This is a genomic window from Halorientalis sp. (assembly GCF_028275115.1).
Lineage (GTDB): Archaea > Halobacteriota > Halobacteria > Halobacteriales > Haloarculaceae > Halorientalis.
In genome coordinates this window covers 164059-184270 of the sequence record NZ_JAQCNH010000029.1, presented here as the reverse complement: position 1 = coordinate 184270, position 20212 = coordinate 164059, and the positions used below count along the sequence as shown (strand labels likewise).

Genomic DNA, 20212 nt, shown 5'->3' with positions numbered 1-20212 from the left:
GTGTCCGACGACACCGAGACGCGTGAGGACATGCCTGACGACGCCACGCCAGGGCCGTCACGCGACGACCCACAGGCGGACGCGGCCGGCGACCGGACCGGTTCGTTCCCCGCCCGGACCGCCGACGCCGCCCGAGGCGCGCTCGGCTTTCTCACGCGGACGCCGGTCGGCACGGACCGGCGGGCCTGGGCAGCGTTCCGGCGGACGCCGGCCGCGTTCGTCCCAGTCGGCTACCTCGTCGGTACGCTGGCGGCTGTTCCCGTCCTCGCTCCACTCCCGGTCGCGACCGCCGCCGTGCTGTTCCCGCTCGCGCTGGTCGGGCTTACGGGCATCAACCACGCCGACGGCGTTGCCGATATCGGTGACGCGGCCGTCGTCCACGGCGGTGAGGAACCGATCGCGGCCCGCCGTCGCGTCCTCAAAGACAGTTCGCTCGGGGTCGGCGGGGCGCTCGCGCTCGCTCTGCTGGTGGCCGGCCTGTCCGCCGCGGGAGCCGCGCTCGCAGGCCTCCCGAGACTCCCCGCACTCGCCATCGTCGTCGCCGCAGAGGTGAGCGGCAAACTCGGGATGGCGATGCTGGCCTGTCTCGGCACTGCGCCCGCGGACGGACTCGGCGCACAGTTGACCCGTGTCTCCGGCGAGCGCGACCTGCTCGTGCCGCTTCTGCTGGCCCTGCCCGCTGCCGTCCTGAGCGTGCCGTCGCCGGCCGCCGCCGTCACGCTCGGTGCGGGTGTCCTCACCGCACTGTCCTGCCGGCGGTGGGCCGACGCCCGGCTACGCGGCGTCAACGGTGACGTGTTCGGGGCCGCCAACGAACTCGCGCGCGTCGTCGGGCTCCACGCGGGGGTGATCGCGTGGACGCTCTCCTGATGTGTGGCGGACAGGGGACCCGCCTCGACGCGCCGGTCGAGAAACCACTCTACGAGGTCGGCGACCGGCCGATGGTCGACCGCGTTCGCGACGCACTGGCCGCGAGTTCGGTCGAATCCGTCGTCGCTGCGGTCTCGCCACAGACGCCCGAGACCGCAACCCACCTCCGCGAGCGTGACATCGCAGTCGTCGAGACGCCCGGAGATGGGTACGTCGCCGACCTGGACACGGCGCTATCGACGGTCGACTCGCCCGCGCTGACCTGCGTGGCCGACCTCCCCCTGCTCACACCGACGCTGGTCGACCGGGTCTGTACGGCCGCCCGAAACTCCTCGGCCGACTCACTGACCGTCGCCGTCCCCATTGAACTGAAACGACGGCTGGGGGTGAGCGTGGACACCAGTTTCGAGGAGGACGGGCGTGACCTCGCACCGACGGGGCTGAACGTGGTGGGCGGCGACGACGGTGCGGTGTGGGTCACGACAGCAGCGCGACTCGCGGTCAACGTCAACCGGCGCGGTGACGGGGCCGTGGCGAAGTGGTTAGCGACACGGTTCGGGCAGCCAAAAGAATGAAAAGTATATTTCAGCCTGCGACACTCTATACTGTCGATGGATCCTGATGCGGTAGACTCCCTGCTCTCGGCTGCCGCGGCCGGGGCCGACGACGACCCTGTCTCCGACGGTGCGCGGGTGCCACACGGCAGCACCGACGACCGACGGGTGCTCGATTTCAGTGCCAACACGAATCCGGAGTACCCCGATGCTGTCCCGCGGATCTACGAAACTGCACTCCCGACCGCACGCGGGTACCCAGCCGACGACTACTCCTCGTTCCGCGTGCCAGCCGGCGAGTACGTTGGCTGTGCCCCCGAGTCCGTGATTCCGACTGCGGGCGGGCTCGCCGCGATGCGGCTCGCGATGGGTACCGTCGTCCACTCCGGCGAGTCGGTCCTCGTACCCGCGCCGAGTTTCAGTGAGTACGCCCGGGAGGTCCGGCTCCAGGGCGGGGAGCCCGAGTTCGTGGCCCACGACCAACTGCTCGACGCCGACCCTGCCAATCACGCGATGGTCGCGGTCTGTAACCCGAACAATCCCACCGGAGACGCCTACGACCCCGGCCGGCTCCGTGACTACGCCGACCGCTGCCGCCAGCACGATACCGTCCTGCTGGTCGACGAGGCGTTCCTCGACTTCACCGACCACCCGTCGCTCGCGGGTGCCGACGGCGTAATCGTCGCCCGCTCGCTCACCAAGATGTTCGGCCTGCCGGGCCTCAGAGCTGGGTTCGCGGTCGCGACGGGACAGCTCCGCGAGCGTCTCGCAGCCGCGCGGCTCACCTGGTCGCTGTCGGAACCCGCCGCTGTCGTCGGCGCCCACTGCATGGAACAGACGGAGTTCGTCGCCGAGACACGTCAGCGTATCGCCCGCGAGCGACCGCGGATGGCGTCGCGTTTGGGCGACCGGTTCGACGTGTCCGACTCCGACGCGCCGTTCCTCCTCTGCGATGCCGGGTCGAGCGATGCCGTCGACGCAGCCATCGCCGAGGCCCGCGAACACGACATCGCAATCCGGGACGCACGCACGTTCCGCGGACTGGACTCGCACTTCCGGGTCGCAGTGCGGATGCCCGCCGAGAACGACCGCTTGCTCGCCGCGCTGGGCGTATGAGGACGGTCGTCGCCGACGGCGTTCTCAGAGTCTCCGGCCCGGACCGCTGGCTGGCCACAGGGCCAAACGGCGGCTACCGAACTGCGCCGGCCGCGTACAACGTCTCCGTCCCCGACGGGTTCGAGCGGACGGACCTCGACGCATACGTCGGCGAGCGCCGCGAGCGAGCGGGGTTCGGGACCGCTGGACCGGCGTTACTCACCGGTGTCGACCTCGTTCACGCTCGCGGCGCACGCGCGGCGTCGGTGACGGTCGTCGCGACGGCTGGGCTCTCGAACCCGGCTGCACTCCCGATGCCGTCCGACGGCGACGCGGGTCGGACGGGCCGTGGCGGCGACGGCGGTCCCGACCGCGAGTTCGGCACAGTCAATCTGCTCGTGGGGACGACTCGCGCCCTCGACCGCGGTACGCTGGCGACGCTGCTCGCGACCGCCGTTGAGGCAAAGACCGCGACCCTCCAGTCACTGACGGGCTTCACCGGTACGACCTCCGACGCCGTCGCCGTGGGCTGTGACGCCGACGGCGGGCCCGCCGAGTTCGCGGGCAGCGGGACGGCCGTCGGCGCGGCGGCACGGGCCTGCGTTCGCGAGGCGGTCCGGGCGAGCCTTCGCTCCCGGTACGCCGACCACGAGATTCCGGACGACGTGCCAGACGCGGAGTACGGCGTCCGGACCGACGAGCGGGCGACCGTGTTCGACCCTCGCCGTGCGGACCGGGACTGATACAATCCTCGAACGCTGAGACTGTGTATGACCGACGCGACGGACGCGGCTGACGACCCGCTCGGCCCACGAAGCATCGAACCGGGCGCGCCCGAGGAGTTCGGCCTCGTGCAGGTCTGGTGGGGCGACGGCAAAGGCAAAACGACCGCAGCACTCGGAATGGCGTTCCGGGCCGCAGGCCACGGCTACCGCGTTCACGTTCTCCAGTTCATGAAAGGCGGAACCAGCACTGTCGAGGACGTGCGTGGCGAGTACAACGCGATGGCCGCGATGCCCGCCCTCTCCTACGAGAACGCCGGTCACTACGGCTGGCACGGCTTCATGGACGGCAGCGAGGACGACGAACACGAAGCTCGCGCACAGGGCGCGATGGCGCGAGCACGCGCGCTGGTCGAGGGGACCGCGGATGCGGACTGCTCGACGCCGTTCCCGCTCGACGGCGACCCCGACGAGGGCGTTCACATGCTCGTCCTCGACGAAGTGCTGTACGCCGCCAACCGCGGGCTGGTCGATCCCGACGACCTGATCGAACTGATCGACGACAAACCCGACGGACTGGAACTCGTCATGACGGGCGGCCACGACCGGCCCGAGTACGTCATCGAACGCGCCGATCTAGTCACCGAAGTCGGCAAGGAACGCCACCCCATCGAGGCGGGACAGGGCGCACGGAAGGGCACGGAGTTCTGACGACCGGCACAGTCCCCTCGACTATCAACAGGCGGACAAATGACAATACTGATACAGGTGCGTTGGAATTGGCCTGATGGATGCCACTCGACGACGGACGGGTAATCGCATCACTCTCTTTGCTCCTGTCGCGGCCCAGGTCGTTGCGACCGTCGCTCTGCTCTCCGTCTACGTCGCGTCGCTCCTGCGGTTCGCGTACTCCTAGCGGGAGGCTCCGGGACGGACAGACGGAACCAGACTACTGCCTCGGAACGTGGAGCCTTCGAAAACGGACAGACGGCTGTCCGACGCGCGGCGAACGGCCGCCACAAGACACATTTCCTGGCCCTACCCCCGACCGCCGTAGCGGGCGGGCGCGGCACACGCTCTCACGGTCGAATCGGTTTAGTCGCTCGCACCCGAGTAACGGGTGTGAGCGAGGCCAGCACGATTCTCGTCGCGGGCACTGCCAGCCACGTCGGCAAGAGTACCGTCGCCGCGGGCCTCTGTCGGTGGTTGGCCGACCGGGGCGTCGACGTGGTCCCATACAAGGCGCAGAACATGAGCAACAACGCCCGCGCAGTGGCCGACCCAGACGGCTCGACCGGGGAGATCGGTGTCTCTCAGTACGTCCAGGCCCGGGCCGCTCGTGTCCCGGCGACGACGGACCTCAATCCCGTTCTCCTGAAACCCCGTGGTGACGGCGAGTCACAGCTCGTCCTCCAGGGCGAGGCTGTCGCCCACTACAGCGCCGGCGAGTACTACGAGGACCACTGGGACGACGCCCTCACCGTCGCTCGCGAGTCACACGCCCGTCTCGCCGCCGACCACGACGTAATCGTCGCCGAGGGCGCCGGCTCCATCGCCGAGCCGAACCTCCGCGACCGGGACCTCGCGAACGTCGAGACGGCTAGACGCAGCGACGCCGACATCCTGCTGGTCGCGGACATCGAACGCGGCGGCGTGTTCGCGTCTCTCGTGGGTACTATCGAGTTGATGCCCGGCGACCTCCGCGAGCGAGTCGTCGGCGCGGTGATCACGAAGTTCCGCGGCGACCGCTCGTTGCTCGCGCCCGGCATCGCGGAGTTCGAGGACCGGACCGATGTGCCGATTCTGGGTGTGGTCCCGTACGACGACCCTGGCCTGCCCGAGGAGGACAGCGTGTCGCTCCCGTCGGTCGGTGAGCGGGCCGTCCACGGCGGCGACGATGGCGCTCCGGACGCTCGGACGGTGACCGTCGCAGTGCCGCGACTCCCGCGGGCCTCGAACATGACCGACCTCGAACCGCTGGCCCGCGAGCCCGGGGTCCGGGTGGCCTACCTGCCGCTTTCGACGTCGCTCGAGGAGGCCGACGCCGTCGTCCTCCCGGGGACGAAGAACACGGTCGACGACCTGCGCGCACTCCGCGAGGCCGGGTTCGGTGCGGCACTGGAACCCTTCGATGGACCGGTGGTCGGCCTCTGTGGCGGCTACCAACTGCTCGGCGAGCGAATCACCAACGCCGGCGTCGAGAGTACCGACGACATCGACGCGCTGTCGGGATTCGGTCTGCTCCCGGTCGAGACGCGGTTCGAGTCGGCAAAGCGGGTCGAACCGGTGACCCGCGAGCTGAGTGGCGTCGGTCCGCTCACCGGCGCCGCGGGCTCGGTCAGGGGCTACGAGATTCACATGGGAAAGAGCCGGCTGACCGGTGACGCCCGCCGACCGTTCCCCGGCGACGAGTGCCGCGAGCCCGACGGTGCCGCGACCGAGCGGGTGCTGGGAACGTACCTGCACGGACTGTTCGAGAACCGGGTTGCGCGCGAGGCGTTCGTCGAGTCGGTGTTCGCGGCCGCGGACTGTGACCGACCGAGTGGCAATGGAAACCAGGACGGAACGAACGGAGCCGCCCGGGGCGGTATCGACGCGGCCGCGGACCGGGCGGCGGCACTGTTGGGCGAGTCCGTCGACCTGTCACAGTTCCACCCCTAACCCCGGTCGCCGTCACCCGTCTCGGAGAACGCAGAGACGAGCGTCCGTTCGGCTTTCCGGAGGTGGCCGTGAAATATCGTCGAAGTGATATTCGTGCGCTCTGCGACCTCTTCGGCGTCGTGTTCGCGGGGCTACTCGAAGGAGCCGGTGCGGCAGGGCGAACACGAGCCAGCAGACGGGGGCCGACAGCGTCACCACCCACTGGAGGTTCTCTATCGCGACCCGGCGTGTCCAGTCGGTGACTAGCAATCCGACGCTGTGGGTGACTGTGCATGCCGTGAGGACGCTCATCGACGCGACGAACGCCCTGGCTCCCAGTCGGACCGCTGTCCACAGGCAGACACCGCGAGCGACCCCGCGGTGAGCCCGGAGATGCCGAGCAACGTGACGTGGAGAGCGACGACGGTGGGCACACTACCCGCCTCGCCGCGGCAACTGCTGTCGTGTCACTCGTGGAAGCATCTACGACCCACAGTGTTAATTTTCGGCCATCGTCGACTCGAAAAGACGACACAAAACCCACACACTGCGGTTCCGTCACCCGTAATCCGACGACCGGCCGTCGAAACCCGTCCGCGACCTGGCACGATTGCCACCCGTAGAATTAAGTGCGAAACCGGGGTCATCCTCGTGTAATGGTCGAGGCGTTCGCAGTTGCGAGCGGGAAAGGGGGGACCGGCAAGACCACCAGCACGCTCGCGCTGGGAATGGCGCTGGCGGAGGAGTACGACGTGACAGTGATCGACGCTGACACGGGAATGGCGAACCTGCTCTTTCACGCCGGACTCTCGTCGGTCGACACGACGTTGCACGACGTGTTGGTCGAGGGCGGCGCACCGGTCGAGGCAGCGGTCTACGACCGGTTCGGCATGTCCGTCGTCCCCTGCGGAACGAGTCTCGCGGGCTTCGAGGCGGCCGAACCGGAGCGCCTGCGTGACGTCGTCGCCACGCTGGCGGTCGACACCGACGTCATTCTGCTGGACTCGCCCGCGACGCTGGGTTCGAAGTCCGCTGTCCTGCCGATCGTCCTGGCCGATCGGGTGGTCGTCGTCCTCCAGCCGACGATTCCGGCCCTCTCGGACGGTCTGAAGGTCCAGGAGTACGCTCACTCGTACGGGACCGAAACCGCGGGGACGATTTTCAACAAGGTGACCGACCCGGACGACGTGCAGTCGGTCGCTGAGAAATCCCGACGGTACTTCGACGGGCCGACGCTGGCGACCGTGCCCGACAGCGACGCAGCCCGGAAGGCTCGGCGCGCCGGCGAACCACTACTCGCGCACGCGCCTGCTGCGGCGGCCGCCGAGGCCTACCGGGGAGCCGCCAGGGACCTCGACGTGCGCTCTGGTGCGGCCGACGACGTGGCCGACCGCTTTCGTAGCGCTGTCATTCCGGAGCAACGATGAAACTCCCGAGCGGTCGGCTGGTTCACTCCCGGGTCGTTGACGACCCCGGAGCCGCGCTCGCGGCCGCTCTCGACCGCGAACTCACCGGTTACGCCGTGCTGGAACCACAGGAGACGCTCCTGTTGGCCGCCGACGCCCGGGGCGTTCTCACCCTTACTGACGGCGTGCCGGTGCTCACCTACCACACCGAAACCGACAGGGGCGGGCCGCCGGCTCTCGCCGACCTGGCGGTTCCCGGTCCCTATCGACTCGAACTCGTCGCGCTCCCCGCTGACGTCCTCGCCGACCTCCACGACACGCCTGCGCTCCGCGTGCCGCCTGGCATGCCCGCTCAGCGACTCGCTGGCGACCCCGACCTCGCGGCCCGGACACGAAACAACGCGCCCGACAGCCGCGTGCGTGAGTCACCGGCCAGTGGCTCCGACAGCGGCGAACCGGCTCAGCAGAGCGCTGTCGAGGCCTTCCTCGAGAACGAAGGGAAAATCGAAGCCATCCGCGAACAGGCCCGCGAGGAAGCCCGGGAGCGTGCAGCCGAGTGGGGCCTCGACGAAGTGTGTGAGTGAGTGTCCCGTGCCGCACAAACAGTTAAGAGGTTTCACCTCGTTTGTTGTTTCGTATGGCGACACGTCAACAGTCGACGGCATACCATTCGTGTGGTTGCGGTGAGCAGTTCGATACCACCGAAGAACTGCTGCAGCACGCCCGGAGCGAGCACGGACTCTGGGTACACTGAGGCGAGTGCGAACACCGACGTGCCCTCTTACTCGTCGACGCGAACTGGAATCCACCAGACACGACTCCGACCACCGACCTTCTTGCTCGTCACGTCGGTTTTTTCGGATAGCTCGTGAAGTTTGTTCAGCGCCGTCCGACGCGAACAGCCCAACCGGTCGGCGACTTCCGTCGCCGTCAGCGGCTCCGCATAGTCCTCGCGTGACGTGAACACGTCGAGTACGTTCGATTCGGTATACTCCGTCTCACGGCCTGCATCGGGCATACGTAGCCACACTCCGCTCGGGGACTTATTTTCTTCGTGGAGATACCGGCGTCAGGACCGGCGGTCCGTCGCGGATCCGTCTCGGCAGTGGCTGAGTTTCTCCCCGACGATGGCCGGAACCGACGTTCCACAGTACGTGCAGGACCACGACCGGCCGGCCGTCCCATCTCGGCGGTCGAGTTCGTCGACGGACTGGAGCAGTGCGCCACAGCCTGCACACCGATGTGCGGGTGAACTCACAGCTACCCCTTACTACGACGGCCTCGAATATGAACGCTCCCGTCGTCTCGACCGGCCGTCGGTCGACGGGACGGCGGTCACTCCGGGTGCACCGGTGTCTGACAGTCCGGGCACGCAGCGTATCGTGCTTCGCCGTCGCCGCGCTCGTAGCGGATGAGGAGGTTGCGCGACGGAATCGCCGTGCTACATCGGGGGCAGACACCGAGAGACTCGTGGGTGGTGGTCGGTGACATCGAAGGAGCGTGTGACAGGGGAGGGCTGGTCACCCTCTATCTACACTACTCGCTGGAGGGGTATGTACCCGAGCCACGCGGAGTGAAAGTGAAACTACCGGACGCGACTGCCCCAGTCCAAAAAAGTAACTCACCTGAAACGTACCGATTCCAGGTGGACTGGCCGCGAGTGCCTGGGACGTCCCAGTCGGCTCCAAGCCCTGCCTGGGGGAGTACCGGGGCTCGAACGGTCTTTTGTCGCTGGGTGACGAATGGTTCCCCGTGACACGGTTCGACGCCGACACGCCGACGGGTCGTCAAGAGCTGTTCGCCGCGGCCGTCGCGGCACACCGCGAGCGTGACAGCCCCTTCATCACCATCGAACCCGAACCGACACCGGCCGAGGACGCCGCCGACGAAAACGAAGCCCTTCCCGAGGACGCACCGGAACAGACGGTTCCCTGGATACAACTCGCCGACGACATCGTAAATCTCGATTGTACGGACGCCGAACTGGACCGGCTGAAAGCCCTCCTCGACGAGTATCCCGACTTTCGAATCGACGAACTGTCGAGCCCGGCGGACGCTTACGGAACGAACGTCCGAATCACGGCCCGTGCCGACCCGGAGCGGCTAGGGGCGTTCTTCGACCGCGTGTTTCAGTCGGTGTACGGGCGCGAGGAGGAGTATCGGGCCTGGGTCGTCGAGGTCTGATCGTCACCGATTCGGCAACCCGTTTCGGGCCCGTTGGGACGGCACGACGCGTCGAATGAACGCGGCCAGCCGGTACGGCACCGCGTTCCGCTCGTACTGTGGACAACCTGCGTAGCCACCGGTGAGTGTCTTCGCGTCGTACCCCTCCGATTCCGGGTAGTCCGTCGCCGTCCGGGCGCCGACGCCGGCCTCGCGGACGGTCACGATTTCGGCGTGTCCGGGCGGTGTGTCGGGATGTGGCGCGAGTGTGTCGAGGACAATCACGCCGGCGTCGGCACGGCGCTCGCCGAATCGCCCCGGCCCGACCGAACTCACCGTCTCGCGGCGACGACCAGGAACGTCTCCAGCCGCGTTGCACGGAACTCGACGTCGAACCCGGCCGCCTCGAACGCCGTGGCTGCCTCGTCCTCCGTGAACCGCTCGTCGACTGGCGGCCCGTCCTCGCCGGGCCCGTCGGCGGACCAGTCGGCCACGACGAGACGGCCACCCGACGGGAGGACCCGCGCGAGTTCCGCGAACGCGGTGTCCGTGGCGAACTCGTGGTACGTCATCGTCGAGACGGCCGCGTCGAGTTCGCCGTCGTCGAACGGAAGGTCCTCGATTTCCGAGGTGACGAGGCCCACGTTCGCCGGGACGCCTTTCGCCCGGTAGTGGTCGTGCATCGCCTCTTGGACGTCGACTGCGTACACCCGCTCTGCGTGTGGCGCAACGTCGTCCGTATAAAACCCCGTCCCGCTCCCGAGGTCGACTACTGTCTCCGTCCCCGTCAGACCGAGCGCCCAGAGGAGTTCCGCGCGCGAGACCGAGCGATAGCGAGCGGCGGCGTCCTCGAGTTTGGCCGCCTCCCCCGCATCGAACGTGTGGTGTCCCATACAAGAGGAGTTGTGTACACAATGTGAAATAATTGCTGGATCATGGCAGTCCCGACCCAGCGGGTCCGCCGGTCGGCTAGCCGCACCGTCCGTCCGACCGGGGCAGAGCGAACGGAGATTCGTCCGGGTCCCCGAGCGCCGTCGTCCGCTTCAGTTCCACCACGTTTATTTTAGAGCCGTCCTGTGATATTGGACGAAATGAGCAATATCGAGATCGAGGCTACCGAGGTCGCGCGTCGTCTCGGGACGGCACAGGCGGAGGACCTGTTCGTTCTGGACGTTCGAAAAGAGAGCGCCTACGCACAGCAGCGGATTCCCGAGAGCACGAACCTTCCCATCTACGAGCAGCTGCTCCAGTACGACTACTCGGGACTAGAAGCCAATCTCGACGAACTCCCCGAGGACGAGGAGATTGCGGTCGTCTGTGTCGCCGGTGTCACCTCCGCGCGCGCCGCCGAGTTCCTGCAGGCGCACGGCTTCGACGCGAAGTCCGTCCGCAACGGGATGCACGCCTGGGGGCGTGTCGATCCCGAACCCCGAACCGACTGACTGGTGTCCCGAACGCCTCACTCGGGGGCGATGACGTCCGGGTCGACGTCTGCCTCGTGGGAGTCGAGCGCCCGGCGCAACGTCCTCGCTTTTCGTGTCGCGAGCGCGGCGGCCGGATCGGTCCGGTAGTGCAGCACCGACTCGACGTCGTCGGACTCGGCCTGTAGTGCGTGAACAACGGCGACGAGCGCGCCGTTGGTCGTCCGAATCTTGGTGCCGACTGGTGTCGGGGTCGCGTGGAGCCCCTTGACGGTGGCGTGAACTTTCTCGAGTGCGTCGTCGTCGTCGACGGTGAGCGCGAGTGCGGCGAACTCCGGGTCGGTGAACGCACGGTCGGCGGTCTGTGTGTCTTGGTCTGTCATGGTGTCTCCTCCGTTCGCTCCCCGTCTTCTGTTCGAGACGCAGTGAATTAATATTCCCGGCTACTCCGGCCGAGCCAACGGTCGGCGGCGCGAGTATCCCTGCGTGACCACTATATGTTCGCTAGCCCTGCAGAGAGTATGCGCGCAGCAACGTTTCACGGACCAGGCGACATTCGTGTCGAGGAGGTACCGAAGCCAGAACTGACGGACCCGACGGACGCACTCGTCCGGGTAACGCACACTGCGGTCTGTGGCTCGGACCTCTGGTTCTACAACGGCGACAGCGACCGCGAGCAGGGCTCGCGGGTCGGCCACGAACCCATGGGTATCGTCGAAGACGTCGGCGAGGACGTACGCAGCGTCGAACCGGGTGACAGGGTATTCGCGCCCTTCGTCATTAGCTGCGGCGAGTGCGAGTTCTGCCGGAAAGGGCTGCACACGTCCTGTGCGAACGGCGGCTCCTGGAATGGCGAGAACGGCGGCGCACAGGGCGAGTACGTCCGCACGCCACACGCCGACGGGACGCTCGTGCGGGTGCCCGACCGCTACGCCGACGACGAGGACGTACTCGAATCCGTTCTTCCGCTGACGGACGTGATGGGTACCGGGCACCACGCCGCCGTCAGCGCCGGCGTCGAACCCGGGAGCACCTGCGTGGTCGTCGGCGACGGTGCGGTCGGCCTCTGTGGCGTCCTCGCCGCCCGCCGCTTGGGTGCCCGCCGAATCGTCGCTGTCGGTCATCATCAAAACCGCCTCAATATCGCCGCCGATTTCGGCGCGACCGACACCGTATTGGGCGGCGAGGACGAGGTCGAGCAGGTCCTCGACGTGACCGACGGCGGTGTGGACCACGTTATGGAGTGTGTCGGTGCGGCCTCGTCGATGGACACTGCCGTCTCGGTCTGTCGTCCCGGTGGGACCGTCGGCTACGTCGGTGCCCCGTACGGTATCGACGCCGACGGACTGGAGCTGTACGACTTCTTCGGCGATAATATCACGCTCACGGGCGGCATCGCGCCGGTACGTGCCTACGCCGAGGACCTGCTGGCCGACGTGCTCGGTGGGACGCTCGACCCTGCCCCCATCTTCACGAAAACGGTCGACCTGGCGGGCGTCCCCGAAGGATACCAGGCGATGGCCGACCGCGAGGCGCTGAAGGTACTGGTCAAACCCTGAAACCGGATATCGGCTCTTCCTCTCGGCGACCCGCGCGAGAAACGCCGGCGTGGCGCCGTCAGTAAACACCCTCTGCGACGTTCACGAGGCCGTTACCGACTTCGACGAGAGCGGTCTCGGACGGGCCGCTCCCGACCAAACAGTCGGTGCTGGAACTGTCGGTATCGTCCGCCTGAACGTCGACACGGTAGACTGCACGCGGAAGCCGCGTCTCGATGCTCGTGACCATCTGTGGGCCGAGGGTGTACGTCTGCTGGAAGGCGATTTCGTCGTCGGCATCGTGCAACTCGACGGTGACCTCGTGGGTGGTTTCGGCGTCGTAGTTTCGGAGGACGATGGTCTCGTCGGAGACGAGCAGTTGTTCGTCACCGACGGACGGATCTGCGACGGATCTGTGTCGGGGGCGGGAGTCGGGAAGCATAATCACACAGAGGGTGTCAAGACAGTAAAAACAGGACTCGGCGTTTCTGGTTCTGAAACACACCGTGTGCACGCAGACCGACGGTGCCCGAGTCGGACGGCCGAGGTTCCCCGTCGAACGCACCCGCTCCCCCTTCGGGAGTCACCGCCGGTGCCGGGCGGCGATCCCGACGACGGAGGTGTGAGCCGCGAACCAGTTCGGACACTAGTTCGACTCGACGAGCAGCGTCACTCGCCGCGTTGCGCCCTCGGTCGTCACGGTCACGTCCAGTGCGACAGCAACGACGTGTGTCTCGCCGACACGCCGTTGCACCACGACGCCATCCCGGGCCACGCAACCGCCGAAATTCCGATTCGATCCGCTCGGACAGTGTGCCGTCGCCCAGTCTCGGGCGGCCGACTGGTTGTAGCCTATTTGGTACGCCGTCCCAGACTCGATACGGGCGGTCGCGAGCGCCGACAGGTGCGGCGCGAGCCGGTCACGGACCGTCCGCACGGTCTCGTCGCGCTCGTTCCACGGTCGCCCGGTCGCGTTAGTCGCGCCCTCGTGGACGGCCCGGTCCAGCAGTCGCTCGGCGTTGGCGACGGGAGCGTCGTACTCGGCGCTCGCCGTCACGTCGGCGTGGTAGCCGAGCTGAAGATACGCGAGCACGACGGGCGCGAGCGCAACTGCGAGGACGGCCGCCGCGGCGAGGACGAGCTGGCCACGGTCGCCGCCTCGCCTCGCAGTGTTCATGTGTACCACACCCAGATGGTCACGTCGCCGTTGACCGTCGTGACGGTCGCCTGTCCTACCGGGACGCCCGCGGGTTTCTCGAACCCGACGGCACCGTGTGGGGTCCCGACGCGGTACATGAGATTGTCGGGGAGAATGCGTGCCACTCGTCGATCCAGCGCCGCTCGCTCCCGCTGGAAGGCCCCCGACGACGCGACGATTTCGGCGAGCCGCGTCGTCCCCCGGTGGCGGGGCGCCTCACCGGCAAGTACCGTCGCGGCGTCCTCGGCGTACACGTCGAGCTGTGGCTCTCGCGTGTCGGGCTGCGGAACGCCCAGCGCGAACCCCATCGTCACGGTCAACAGGAAGATGACGCCTACGCCCGCCTCGATGAGCGAGAGGGAGAGTTGGCCGCGGTTACCGAACATCGACAGTCACCTCCAGGACCGCTTTCGTCTCACGCGCGGGGACGTATGTCACACGCACGTCACCGGTGGCGAGACTGCGATTGGTCGAAAACGCCAATCTGGTAGTCTCAAGCCGCGACAGGTCGGCGGTGACTGTCCCCCGGAGCCCCGATGGGTCGTGGAGGACGACGCGGCCGTTCGCACGGACGGTGTGGATGGCAGTCCGCGGCGCCGGATCGAGCCTCAGGCGAACGCGGCCGGTCCGGCGTGGAATCGTCGTCGTGTTTCCGACATCGAGAGCCGGCTCGTAGCTCCGGGTCTGGGTCTCTCGAACGAGAACAATCCGTCGAATCGTCGTGCCTCCGCCGGGCGTCCCGGTCTCGACGAGCGTCCGGTTGTCGAGTCGAACACGGACAGCACGGTCGCCGATAACCGGGTAACCGTTCCGGAGTCGCGCGTCGGTGAGGTTCTCGACTGCCGTCGCGTTCAGAACGTTCGCACGGGTCGTCAGCCACCCCGTGGGACCGACCAGTCGCTCCGACAGCGCGACAGCAACTCGTCGGTCCTCAGCGTCGCGCTCGGCGCTGGCGAAGGCCCCGTCAGCCAGCGCCATGCCGACCCCGGCAGTTATCGTCAACACCAACAGCGCGACTGCAAGCGCTGGAAGATTCGTCTGTGCTCTCATCGCCCCTCCGTTTCGAGTCGAACCACCAGCCCCGCGTCCATTCGCTGGACGCGGACGTACGCCGGTTCGCCGCTCCTCCACCGTCCCTCCACACGAACGACCGGGGCCGGGAGTGCGAGCCGTGCCCGCCCGTCGAGCCGCCCTCGTGGGTGCTCGAGGACGAGCGACCGGTTCTGGGCGCGAATCTCGTAGCCGGCACCTCGGATCGTCGGCGGCAGGTCCACCCGCACGTGCACGTCGGCGGCGGTCGTGTTCGGCGGGACGGCCTGCTGGACGCGCTCGGCAGCCGTCGCCAGCGTCCGCTCGCTAACCTGCTCACCTGCCGCCGTTCGAGCGTCGGGGACGACGCCACCGTAAACGGTCACGGAGACGAGACTGACGAACAGCGTTACCAGCCCGATGGCCAGCACCTTCTCCACGACGGTACTGAACGCCCTCTCGTCCCGCCGCAGTTCGCCCGTCATCCGCCGCTCACCTCCGCCTGCATGTCGTGGACGACGAAATAACCCGTCCGGTCCCCCGGGAAGCGGCCGACGACGCTCACCGTTCCGTCGCCGTCGAAGTCCCGCAGTGAGACGGTCGCGTTCCGTTCGCGGAACCAGCGCTCAAGCGGTCCCGGTGTAGCCGTCTCGATTGCGATCCCGAAGCTCCCCTTCCCGAGTGCGGTTCGGTTGTGCGTGACACGGGTGCGGACAGTGACAGTCGTCTCGCCCGTCCCGCCGACACCGACGCTGCTGGCGTTGAGCCGCGCGACGCTCACGACGAACACGTCACCGCCGGGTGCGGCGGTGATTGGAGGCCCATCGTGGAGCCACGCGCTCTCGCCGGACTGCCGGACGATGGCATCGCCCACGTAGGTAACGCGCCGGTTGCCGGCCTCGAAGACGAGGCCGCCTATCGCGACGCTGGCGCGGACACCGGACCCGTCGAGGATTCTGACCTCGCGGTCGACGGTCGAGAGGTGGCCGCTGGTGAACCGGACGGTGTCGCTGTGCTGGCCGGTCGTCTCGACCGGTTCGAGTGTGTCGTCCATCGCTATTGCCACGCGGGACGCGTCGGCGCTGGCGGCGTTGTGCTGGACCAGTGCCCCGACGGCGGCGGTGAGCGCGGCCATCGAGACGACCGCAATCCCCAGCAGGAGAGCGACACCGACGACGTTCGACTGCGCGCGAGTCATACCATCCCTGCCCCCGCGAAGACGACGTATGCGACACCGACGAGTACCGCAGAGTGCAACAGAGCCTCGTAGCGACCTCGCGATGCGGTGCCGGCGAACCAGCCACACGCGAGCATCGTCGCCTGGGTGACGACGTAGAACCGCCAGCGGTCCCGGGCCGGTTCGATGGCGTTCGGACTGATCGCCAGGCCCGCGCCTGACCCGGCGACGGACGACAGCTGGGTGAACCCGTCGAGAACGTATCCGTTGACCGCCACCATGATGCCGACGACCAGTAGTGCTGTTGTCCAGCCGACCGCGACGTACACCAACAGCGACGAGCGCAACTGCTTTCGTGCGTGGTAGAGCCGGCCAATCTCCGTCTGAAGCGTCTCGAACACGTCTTCCGAGTCGCTCCCGGCGTCGAGCGCACCCGTCACCAGTCCGATGGTCTGTTCGGCCATCGGTGTCCCGACCGCCTCGACGAACCGGGCGAGTGCAGCCGCCTGGACGTCCGTCGTGTCCTCGCTCCGGTCGCCGCCAGTAGTCAGGTTCATCGTGAACGCCAGGTCGTCCACGTCGCTCTGGAGCGCGCCGAGGTCGACCTCGCGGGCGACTCGTTCGACGGCGTCGGGAAACGGCCGGCCGAGGCTGACGTGACCCGACACCGCGTGGACGAAGTCTTTGATTTCGCGATCTTTGGCGTCGTCGATGCGCGCGCGTCGGACGGCTACGACGCCGACCGGCAGTCCGAACGCCACGTACCCAAGTAAGACGGCGTTCAGGGGACGATAGCTCCAGGTCCACAGCAGCGCGGTCACCGCGCCGGCCAGTGGAGCGGTCACGACGGCCGCGCTGCCGGGATTCCTCGGAACGCTTTCCAACAGTCCGAGTACCTCGTCGGGCAGGCCGTACCGTCCCATCGAGTGTTCGGCCGGCCGAAGCGACTCGACGAGCAACGCCGAACCCGCACCGACCGTGAGCACGAACACGCCACTCCCATACAACAGGATGGTCTTGGTCGCCACCGGCCCGATGGGCGTCGCGACCGGCTCCGACAGCCCAGGTGCGAGGACACTCATGACCGTGAGGATGAGGACGAACAGCGCGGGGAGGACGAGCAGGACGACGAACAGTTCCGAGAGGAGTTCGAGGAACCCGCCAGTGCGTTCGCGAGCGCGTGCCTCCCGGTTCGAGAGCATCCGCCCCTCCAGTTGCAGATAGTTTGCCAGTGCGTCTCCGCCCTGGTTGGCGTGCTCACGGAACTTGAGCAGGAATGGCGCGAGCATGTCTTTCGAAGGCGTATCGCGGGCGACCATCTCCAGTCCCTCGTCGACGCTGCCCGTCAGTTCGGCCTTGTTCAGCGCGGTCCGAAAGGCAACTGCGGTCTCACCGTACGCGCCCTGGTCGGCGACGGTCCGCAACATCGCACGCCGGTCGCCACTTCCCGTCGCGAGGACACGCAGGTAACGGACCGCACCCGGCATCGTCCGCTCGATACTCGACCGGCGCGCGCTGGCGACCCACCGGAGATAGAGGCCGCCGGTCCGGACGGTGAGCCGCTTACCGACCAGCCCAGTCACCAACCCGACCCCGAGAGCGACGTAGAGCCGAGGAATCGCGGGCAGATTGACCCGGTTCACCACCGGCAGGCCTGCCCCGAGGAAGCCGACGACGCCGTCGACCAGCGCCGCCGGTAACGCAACGGTGACCGTCCCGGCTACCATCGCGAACGACACCAACACGACCCAGGAGACGCCGTAGACCCGCGCGAGATACACGTCGAACCCAGTCGGGAGCTTCGCGGCACGGTACCGCTTCCGATCACGTTCGTGTCGCGGCCGGTCTGCGTGCCGGGAGAACAGCGCGTACAGCCCGCGGTCGAGGACGCTCAGTGACCGAGTCCCGGTAGCTGGACTCGTCACCGTGTCCCGATCAGTCGTCGCCATCCCTGCCTCCGATGTCGATGTCCGGTTCGTAACCGCTGCGGTCGGCAAGCGACCGACTCGCCCGCTCGACCGTCGCAGCCTCGTCGGTGCGCAGGTCGGCGAGAAACTCGAACAGGGCCGCGAAGTCGGTGACACCCTCGCGTTCGAGATACTCCACGTACCGGCGCTTCCGGTGGAACTCGTCCTCGACGGCACCGACTGGCCTATCGGTCCGCTCGGCGAGACGGCCGAACACGCGCGTACCGAGCGCCCGCTCGTCGTCGCCTAACTGTGGGTGGTCGTACGCCAGGCTGAACTCGCCGTCGTGGCCGCGCTCAACGACGGTGTTGTAGTGGACCGTCGCACCGTCTTTCCGGATGGTCCCACAGGCGTCGGCTTCCCGATCCAGTTCACCAAACGCCGACTCGTCGAGCAGTTCGACGACCCGTCCGACGTAGCGGTCGCCGTCGACGTGGCGCGGGAAGACGACCAGATCGAGCTCCTTCAGCAGGTACGGTGGCAGACCCTGTTCGACGATGCGGTTGACCAGCGTCCGAACGTCGTCGGCGTGAGTGGTACCGATGATGCCGTGGCCGGTGTTCAGGCTCTCGGCGAACGTCTCGAAGGAGGCCGGCGTGTTGATTTCGGCGATCACCTCGATGTCGGGGTTGAGGTAGTTGGCCTCGGTCATCAGGTCCGACATCGTGACGCGTTTGTACTCGCTCTCGTGGTCGCGAGTCGTGAGCGAGACGCCGGTCTCGTGTGGCAACTGGACTTCCCGGGACCCCTCGTCGATGCTGATCGGCCGGTCGTCGTACCGGACGAACGGCATGTGCGCGTTCATCAGCGTCGTCTTGCCGACGCCTGTCGACCCGGAAAAGAGGACGACCCCGCGGTGTTCGTACAGCAGCCACAACAGGGCGACCAGTTCCGTCGAGACGCTGTTCCGCTGGAGCAGGTCGACGGGCGTCAGGACGTCCGGAGCCTGTTTGCGAATCGAGATGTGCGGGCCGTCCTCGCTGATCGTCGGGAGCGCAACTGCACAGCGGATTGTCTCGTCGACGCCCGCCGGTCGAAGATTCACCTTCGCACTCGGCGTGCTGGCGTTCAGCTCCGTCCCATCGGCGGCCGCCAGCTGTGTGACGACGTTGACGAAGGTCCTCTCGTCCTCGAAGGTCAAGTTCGTGGGGATGCGCTCGTTGTGACCCACGTCCGCACGCGGGACGACTTTGACGCGCTCGCCAACTCTGTTGGCCTCGATGTCTTCGAGTGTGGGGTCGCGGATCGGAATTGTCAGTTTGCCGTGGCCCACGTAGTCCCGAAGGACGTAGTACACCAGATCCGAGAGGCGGTCGTCGGCGAACCGGCGGTCGACCGGTGGGACCGCCAGATCGTACTCGGCTAGGGCCGCCCGCACCCGGTAGGAGAGCGCGTCGAACCACGCACGAGTGTTACGGGCGGTCAGCTGCCGGGACAGCAGTTCTCGGGCGCGTTCGTCGACGAACATGGCGGCGTCCTCGACGACGCCGTCGGTACTCGTCTCCCAGATACGCTCCTTGCAGTCCTCGACGAGCTCCTCGTCGCCTGGCAGAAGGTCGGGTTCCTGCACGGCGTACTTCGTCGTGAACGGGTCGTTGCCCAGCACGTTCTCGCGGTAGACGACCACGGGAATCTCGAAGCCGTGGAAGGCAACGGTGTGGCGCTCCAATCGAACGCTCGCGAACCGCTCGAGATGCTCGGGATCGGCCGGCAACTCGGTCACCGCGGGTGCGTAGTCCTCTGTGTGGACCACGAGTCGACTCTCGGCGGCGTCGGCCACGTCGATACGCTCGTCCAGGGCATACGGCGTGAGTTCTTCGAGACAGTGTAACTCGGCGAGGAGGTGATAGTTCAGTCGGCGACGTGCAGTGTCGGTGCAGTCGGTCAGCCGGTCGACCACGCGGCGAGATTTCGGCTCGAACCCACTCTTCATCAGCTCGATAGCTCCCTCGCGGGTGAGCGGCCGGGTGAATCCGGCGTCCGCGAAGTACTCGCGAACGTGATCGAAGTCGGCCCGTTCGCCGGGCGTCATGCTCGGTTCGCGGACCTCGTATGCGAACCCGTCCGGGCGCTCACGGATGGTCGCGACCACGCCGGAATGAATCTCCCGCTGGTCGCACACGTCGGGTGCGTACCAGGCGTCGGGATCGTCCGGCGGGACCGGCGCTGGCACCTGCTCCCCAACCCGTTGGCTCATGTGCCGGGCTTGGTCGCGCTTTCCGACTTAAAATTACGGACGGCCGGTGTCCGGACCGGCCCTCTCTCGTACCGACTGGCTCTGTGAGTGACCCGGGGACCCCTCCAGAACTGTGGTCCGCCGAAGCGTCCTGTGTACCCACTCTCTGATGACTCCTCGTGGATCGAAAGAGAACGATCCGAACCGATCCCCGCGGCGTATCGCTCCCCGACCGTACGCTGGAGTGCCTCCACGG

Annotated in this window: 25 protein-coding genes and 2 pseudogenes; 12 read left to right on the top strand and 15 right to left on the bottom strand. The window is 67.4% G+C overall.

Annotated elements, in window-relative coordinates:
• From cobS to Q0964_RS05445, 7 genes are all read left to right on the top strand, one after another.
• Positions 1-870, top strand: a complete 870-nt coding sequence (gene cobS, locus Q0964_RS05475) for an adenosylcobinamide-GDP ribazoletransferase (RefSeq protein WP_299264470.1) — start codon at positions 1-3, stop codon at positions 868-870.
• Positions 870-1445: an NTP transferase domain-containing protein gene (locus Q0964_RS05470; protein WP_299264520.1), complete on the top strand. Its 576-nt coding sequence runs from the start codon at positions 870-872 to the stop codon at positions 1443-1445. The genes cobS and Q0964_RS05470 overlap by 1 nt, the downstream gene beginning before the upstream one ends.
• A gap of 36 nt (positions 1446-1481) precedes the next feature.
• Positions 1482-2540, top strand: a complete 1059-nt coding sequence (locus tag Q0964_RS05465) for a threonine-phosphate decarboxylase (protein WP_299264467.1) — start codon at positions 1482-1484, stop codon at positions 2538-2540.
• Entirely contained in the window at positions 2537-3262 is a 726-nt protein-coding gene (locus Q0964_RS05460; RefSeq protein WP_299264465.1) for an adenosylcobinamide amidohydrolase, read from the top strand. The genes Q0964_RS05465 and Q0964_RS05460 overlap by 4 nt, the downstream gene beginning before the upstream one ends.
• A gap of 27 nt (positions 3263-3289) precedes the next feature.
• Complete coding sequence (locus Q0964_RS05455) at positions 3290-3952, top strand: cob(I)yrinic acid a,c-diamide adenosyltransferase (RefSeq protein WP_299264462.1); 663 nt, start codon at positions 3290-3292, stop codon at positions 3950-3952.
• A gap of 76 nt (positions 3953-4028) precedes the next feature.
• Complete coding sequence (locus tag Q0964_RS05450; protein WP_299264459.1) at positions 4029-4157, top strand: hypothetical protein; 129 nt, start codon at positions 4029-4031, stop codon at positions 4155-4157.
• Between the two features lie 206 nt (positions 4158-4363).
• Positions 4364-5902 (top strand): cobyric acid synthase, encoded by a 1539-nt coding sequence (locus Q0964_RS05445; protein ID WP_299264456.1) that lies wholly within the window; start codon positions 4364-4366, stop codon positions 5900-5902.
• Here the strand turns inward: Q0964_RS05445 and Q0964_RS18440 are convergent.
• Positions 5899-6021 (bottom strand): annotated as a pseudogene (locus Q0964_RS18440) (hypothetical protein); the annotation flags it as partial. The gene Q0964_RS05445 and the pseudogene Q0964_RS18440 sit on opposite strands and share 4 nt — an antisense overlap.
• A gap of 516 nt (positions 6022-6537) precedes the next feature.
• On the opposite strand from Q0964_RS18440, the gene Q0964_RS05440 reads away from it, so the two are divergent.
• Both Q0964_RS05440 and Q0964_RS05435 read left to right on the top strand, forming a co-directional pair.
• A complete protein-coding gene (locus tag Q0964_RS05440; RefSeq protein WP_299264453.1) occupies positions 6538-7308 on the top strand; it encodes a nucleotide-binding protein in 771 nt (256 codons plus the stop codon).
• Entirely contained in the window at positions 7305-7871 is a 567-nt protein-coding gene (locus Q0964_RS05435) for a DUF8054 family protein (RefSeq protein ID WP_299264452.1), read from the top strand. Before Q0964_RS05440 ends, Q0964_RS05435 begins: the two co-directional genes overlap by 4 nt.
• Positions 7872-8068: 197 nt before the next feature.
• Here the strand turns inward: Q0964_RS05435 and Q0964_RS05430 are convergent, their stop codons facing one another.
• The 3 genes from Q0964_RS05430 to Q0964_RS18615 form a co-directional block, all read right to left on the bottom strand.
• On the bottom strand, positions 8069-8305 hold the full coding sequence (locus Q0964_RS05430) for an HTH domain-containing protein (RefSeq protein ID WP_299264449.1): 237 nt from the start codon (positions 8303-8305) through the stop codon (positions 8069-8071).
• 51 nt (positions 8306-8356) lie between these two features.
• Positions 8357-8545, bottom strand: coding sequence for a hypothetical protein (locus Q0964_RS05425; protein ID WP_299264446.1), 189 nt, complete (start codon positions 8543-8545; stop codon positions 8357-8359).
• Positions 8546-8622: 77 nt separating this feature from the next.
• Positions 8623-8778, bottom strand: a complete 156-nt coding sequence (locus Q0964_RS18615) for a DUF7837 family putative zinc-binding protein (RefSeq protein WP_475405502.1) — start codon at positions 8776-8778, stop codon at positions 8623-8625.
• Between the two features lie 261 nt (positions 8779-9039).
• On the opposite strand from Q0964_RS18615, the gene Q0964_RS05420 reads away from it, so the two are divergent.
• Entirely contained in the window at positions 9040-9471 is a 432-nt protein-coding gene (locus Q0964_RS05420) for a DUF7975 family protein (protein ID WP_299264444.1), read from the top strand.
• 3 nt (positions 9472-9474) lie between these two features.
• Here the strand turns inward: Q0964_RS05420 and Q0964_RS05415 are convergent, their stop codons facing one another.
• Both Q0964_RS05415 and Q0964_RS05410 read right to left on the bottom strand, forming a co-directional pair.
• A complete protein-coding gene (locus tag Q0964_RS05415) occupies positions 9475-9786 on the bottom strand; it encodes a hypothetical protein (protein ID WP_299264442.1) in 312 nt (103 codons plus the stop codon).
• Complete coding sequence (locus tag Q0964_RS05410) at positions 9783-10343, bottom strand: class I SAM-dependent methyltransferase (RefSeq protein WP_299264439.1); 561 nt, start codon at positions 10341-10343, stop codon at positions 9783-9785. Before Q0964_RS05410 ends, Q0964_RS05415 begins: the two co-directional genes overlap by 4 nt.
• A gap of 198 nt (positions 10344-10541) precedes the next feature.
• Here Q0964_RS05410 and Q0964_RS05405 point away from each other — a divergent pair.
• Positions 10542-10868: pseudogene (locus Q0964_RS05405) on the top strand (rhodanese-like domain-containing protein); the annotation flags it as partial.
• Between the two features lie 41 nt (positions 10869-10909).
• On the opposite strand, the gene Q0964_RS05400 reads toward Q0964_RS05405, so the two are convergent.
• Positions 10910-11254, bottom strand: coding sequence for a hypothetical protein (locus Q0964_RS05400; RefSeq protein ID WP_299264433.1), 345 nt, complete (start codon positions 11252-11254; stop codon positions 10910-10912).
• A gap of 138 nt (positions 11255-11392) precedes the next feature.
• On the opposite strand from Q0964_RS05400, the gene Q0964_RS05395 reads away from it, so the two are divergent.
• A complete protein-coding gene (locus Q0964_RS05395; protein WP_299264430.1) occupies positions 11393-12430 on the top strand; it encodes a zinc-dependent alcohol dehydrogenase family protein in 1038 nt (345 codons plus the stop codon).
• A 58-nt stretch (positions 12431-12488) separates the two neighbouring features.
• On the opposite strand, the gene Q0964_RS05390 is transcribed toward Q0964_RS05395, so the two are convergent.
• From Q0964_RS05390 to Q0964_RS05355, 8 genes are all read right to left on the bottom strand, one after another.
• Positions 12489-12851, bottom strand: a complete 363-nt coding sequence (locus tag Q0964_RS05390; RefSeq protein ID WP_299264427.1) for an Ig-like domain-containing protein — start codon at positions 12849-12851, stop codon at positions 12489-12491.
• Positions 12852-13055: 204 nt separating this feature from the next.
• Entirely contained in the window at positions 13056-13586 is a 531-nt protein-coding gene (locus Q0964_RS05385; RefSeq protein ID WP_299264424.1) for a DUF7261 family protein, read from the bottom strand.
• A complete protein-coding gene (locus Q0964_RS05380) occupies positions 13583-13993 on the bottom strand; it encodes a DUF7262 family protein (RefSeq protein ID WP_299264422.1) in 411 nt (136 codons plus the stop codon). Before Q0964_RS05380 ends, Q0964_RS05385 begins: the two co-directional genes overlap by 4 nt.
• Complete coding sequence (locus Q0964_RS05375) at positions 13983-14657, bottom strand: DUF7263 family protein (RefSeq protein WP_299264419.1); 675 nt, start codon at positions 14655-14657, stop codon at positions 13983-13985. The genes Q0964_RS05380 and Q0964_RS05375 overlap by 11 nt, the downstream gene beginning before the upstream one ends.
• On the bottom strand, positions 14654-15121 hold the full coding sequence (locus Q0964_RS05370) for a DUF7266 family protein (RefSeq protein WP_299264418.1): 468 nt from the start codon (positions 15119-15121) through the stop codon (positions 14654-14656). The genes Q0964_RS05375 and Q0964_RS05370 overlap by 4 nt, the downstream gene beginning before the upstream one ends.
• The gene (locus tag Q0964_RS05365; protein ID WP_299264416.1) at positions 15118-15834 is read right to left on the bottom strand and encodes a DUF7289 family protein; all 717 of its coding nucleotides are present in this window, start codon (positions 15832-15834) and stop codon (positions 15118-15120) included. The genes Q0964_RS05370 and Q0964_RS05365 overlap by 4 nt, the downstream gene beginning before the upstream one ends.
• Positions 15831-17762, bottom strand: coding sequence for a type II secretion system F family protein (locus Q0964_RS05360; protein ID WP_299264413.1), 1932 nt, complete (start codon positions 17760-17762; stop codon positions 15831-15833). Before Q0964_RS05360 ends, Q0964_RS05365 begins: the two co-directional genes overlap by 4 nt.
• Positions 17749-19977, bottom strand: coding sequence for a type II/IV secretion system ATPase subunit (locus tag Q0964_RS05355; RefSeq protein ID WP_299264411.1), 2229 nt, complete (start codon positions 19975-19977; stop codon positions 17749-17751). Before Q0964_RS05355 ends, Q0964_RS05360 begins: the two co-directional genes overlap by 14 nt.
• Between the last annotated feature and the right edge of the window lie 235 nt (positions 19978-20212).

Excerpts from the sequence above, each read along its gene's own strand:
- Q0964_RS05470 (WP_299264520.1), top strand. The coding sequence starts at position 870 with ATGTGTGGCGGACAGGGGACCCGCCTCGACGCGCCGGTCGAGAAACCA.
- Q0964_RS05465 (WP_299264467.1), top strand. The coding sequence starts at position 1,482 with ATGGATCCTGATGCGGTAGACTCCCTGCTCTCGGCTGCCGCGGCCGGG.
- Q0964_RS05460 (WP_299264465.1), top strand. The coding sequence starts at position 2,537 with ATGAGGACGGTCGTCGCCGACGGCGTTCTCAGAGTCTCCGGCCCGGAC.
- Q0964_RS05455 (WP_299264462.1), top strand. The coding sequence starts at position 3,290 with ATGACCGACGCGACGGACGCGGCTGACGACCCGCTCGGCCCACGAAGC.
- Q0964_RS05450 (WP_299264459.1), top strand. The coding sequence starts at position 4,029 with ATGGATGCCACTCGACGACGGACGGGTAATCGCATCACTCTCTTTGCT.
- Q0964_RS05440 (WP_299264453.1), top strand. The coding sequence starts at position 6,538 with ATGGTCGAGGCGTTCGCAGTTGCGAGCGGGAAAGGGGGGACCGGCAAG.
- Q0964_RS05435 (WP_299264452.1), top strand. The coding sequence starts at position 7,305 with ATGAAACTCCCGAGCGGTCGGCTGGTTCACTCCCGGGTCGTTGACGAC.
- Q0964_RS05430 (WP_299264449.1), bottom strand. The coding sequence starts at position 8,305 with ATGCCCGATGCAGGCCGTGAGACGGAGTATACCGAATCGAACGTACTC.
- Q0964_RS18615 (WP_475405502.1), bottom strand. The coding sequence starts at position 8,778 with ATGTCACCGACCACCACCCACGAGTCTCTCGGTGTCTGCCCCCGATGT.
- Q0964_RS05410 (WP_299264439.1), bottom strand. The coding sequence starts at position 10,343 with ATGGGACACCACACGTTCGATGCGGGGGAGGCGGCCAAACTCGAGGAC.
- Q0964_RS05400 (WP_299264433.1), bottom strand. The coding sequence starts at position 11,254 with ATGACAGACCAAGACACACAGACCGCCGACCGTGCGTTCACCGACCCG.
- Q0964_RS05395 (WP_299264430.1), top strand. The coding sequence starts at position 11,393 with ATGCGCGCAGCAACGTTTCACGGACCAGGCGACATTCGTGTCGAGGAG.
- Q0964_RS05390 (WP_299264427.1), bottom strand. The coding sequence starts at position 12,851 with ATGCTTCCCGACTCCCGCCCCCGACACAGATCCGTCGCAGATCCGTCC.
- Q0964_RS05385 (WP_299264424.1), bottom strand. The coding sequence starts at position 13,586 with ATGAACACTGCGAGGCGAGGCGGCGACCGTGGCCAGCTCGTCCTCGCC.
- Q0964_RS05380 (WP_299264422.1), bottom strand. The coding sequence starts at position 13,993 with ATGTTCGGTAACCGCGGCCAACTCTCCCTCTCGCTCATCGAGGCGGGC.
- Q0964_RS05375 (WP_299264419.1), bottom strand. The coding sequence starts at position 14,657 with ATGAGAGCACAGACGAATCTTCCAGCGCTTGCAGTCGCGCTGTTGGTG.
- Q0964_RS05370 (WP_299264418.1), bottom strand. The coding sequence starts at position 15,121 with ATGACGGGCGAACTGCGGCGGGACGAGAGGGCGTTCAGTACCGTCGTG.
- Q0964_RS05365 (WP_299264416.1), bottom strand. The coding sequence starts at position 15,834 with ATGACTCGCGCGCAGTCGAACGTCGTCGGTGTCGCTCTCCTGCTGGGG.
- Q0964_RS05360 (WP_299264413.1), bottom strand. The coding sequence starts at position 17,762 with ATGGCGACGACTGATCGGGACACGGTGACGAGTCCAGCTACCGGGACT.
- Q0964_RS05355 (WP_299264411.1), bottom strand. The coding sequence starts at position 19,977 with ATGAGCCAACGGGTTGGGGAGCAGGTGCCAGCGCCGGTCCCGCCGGAC.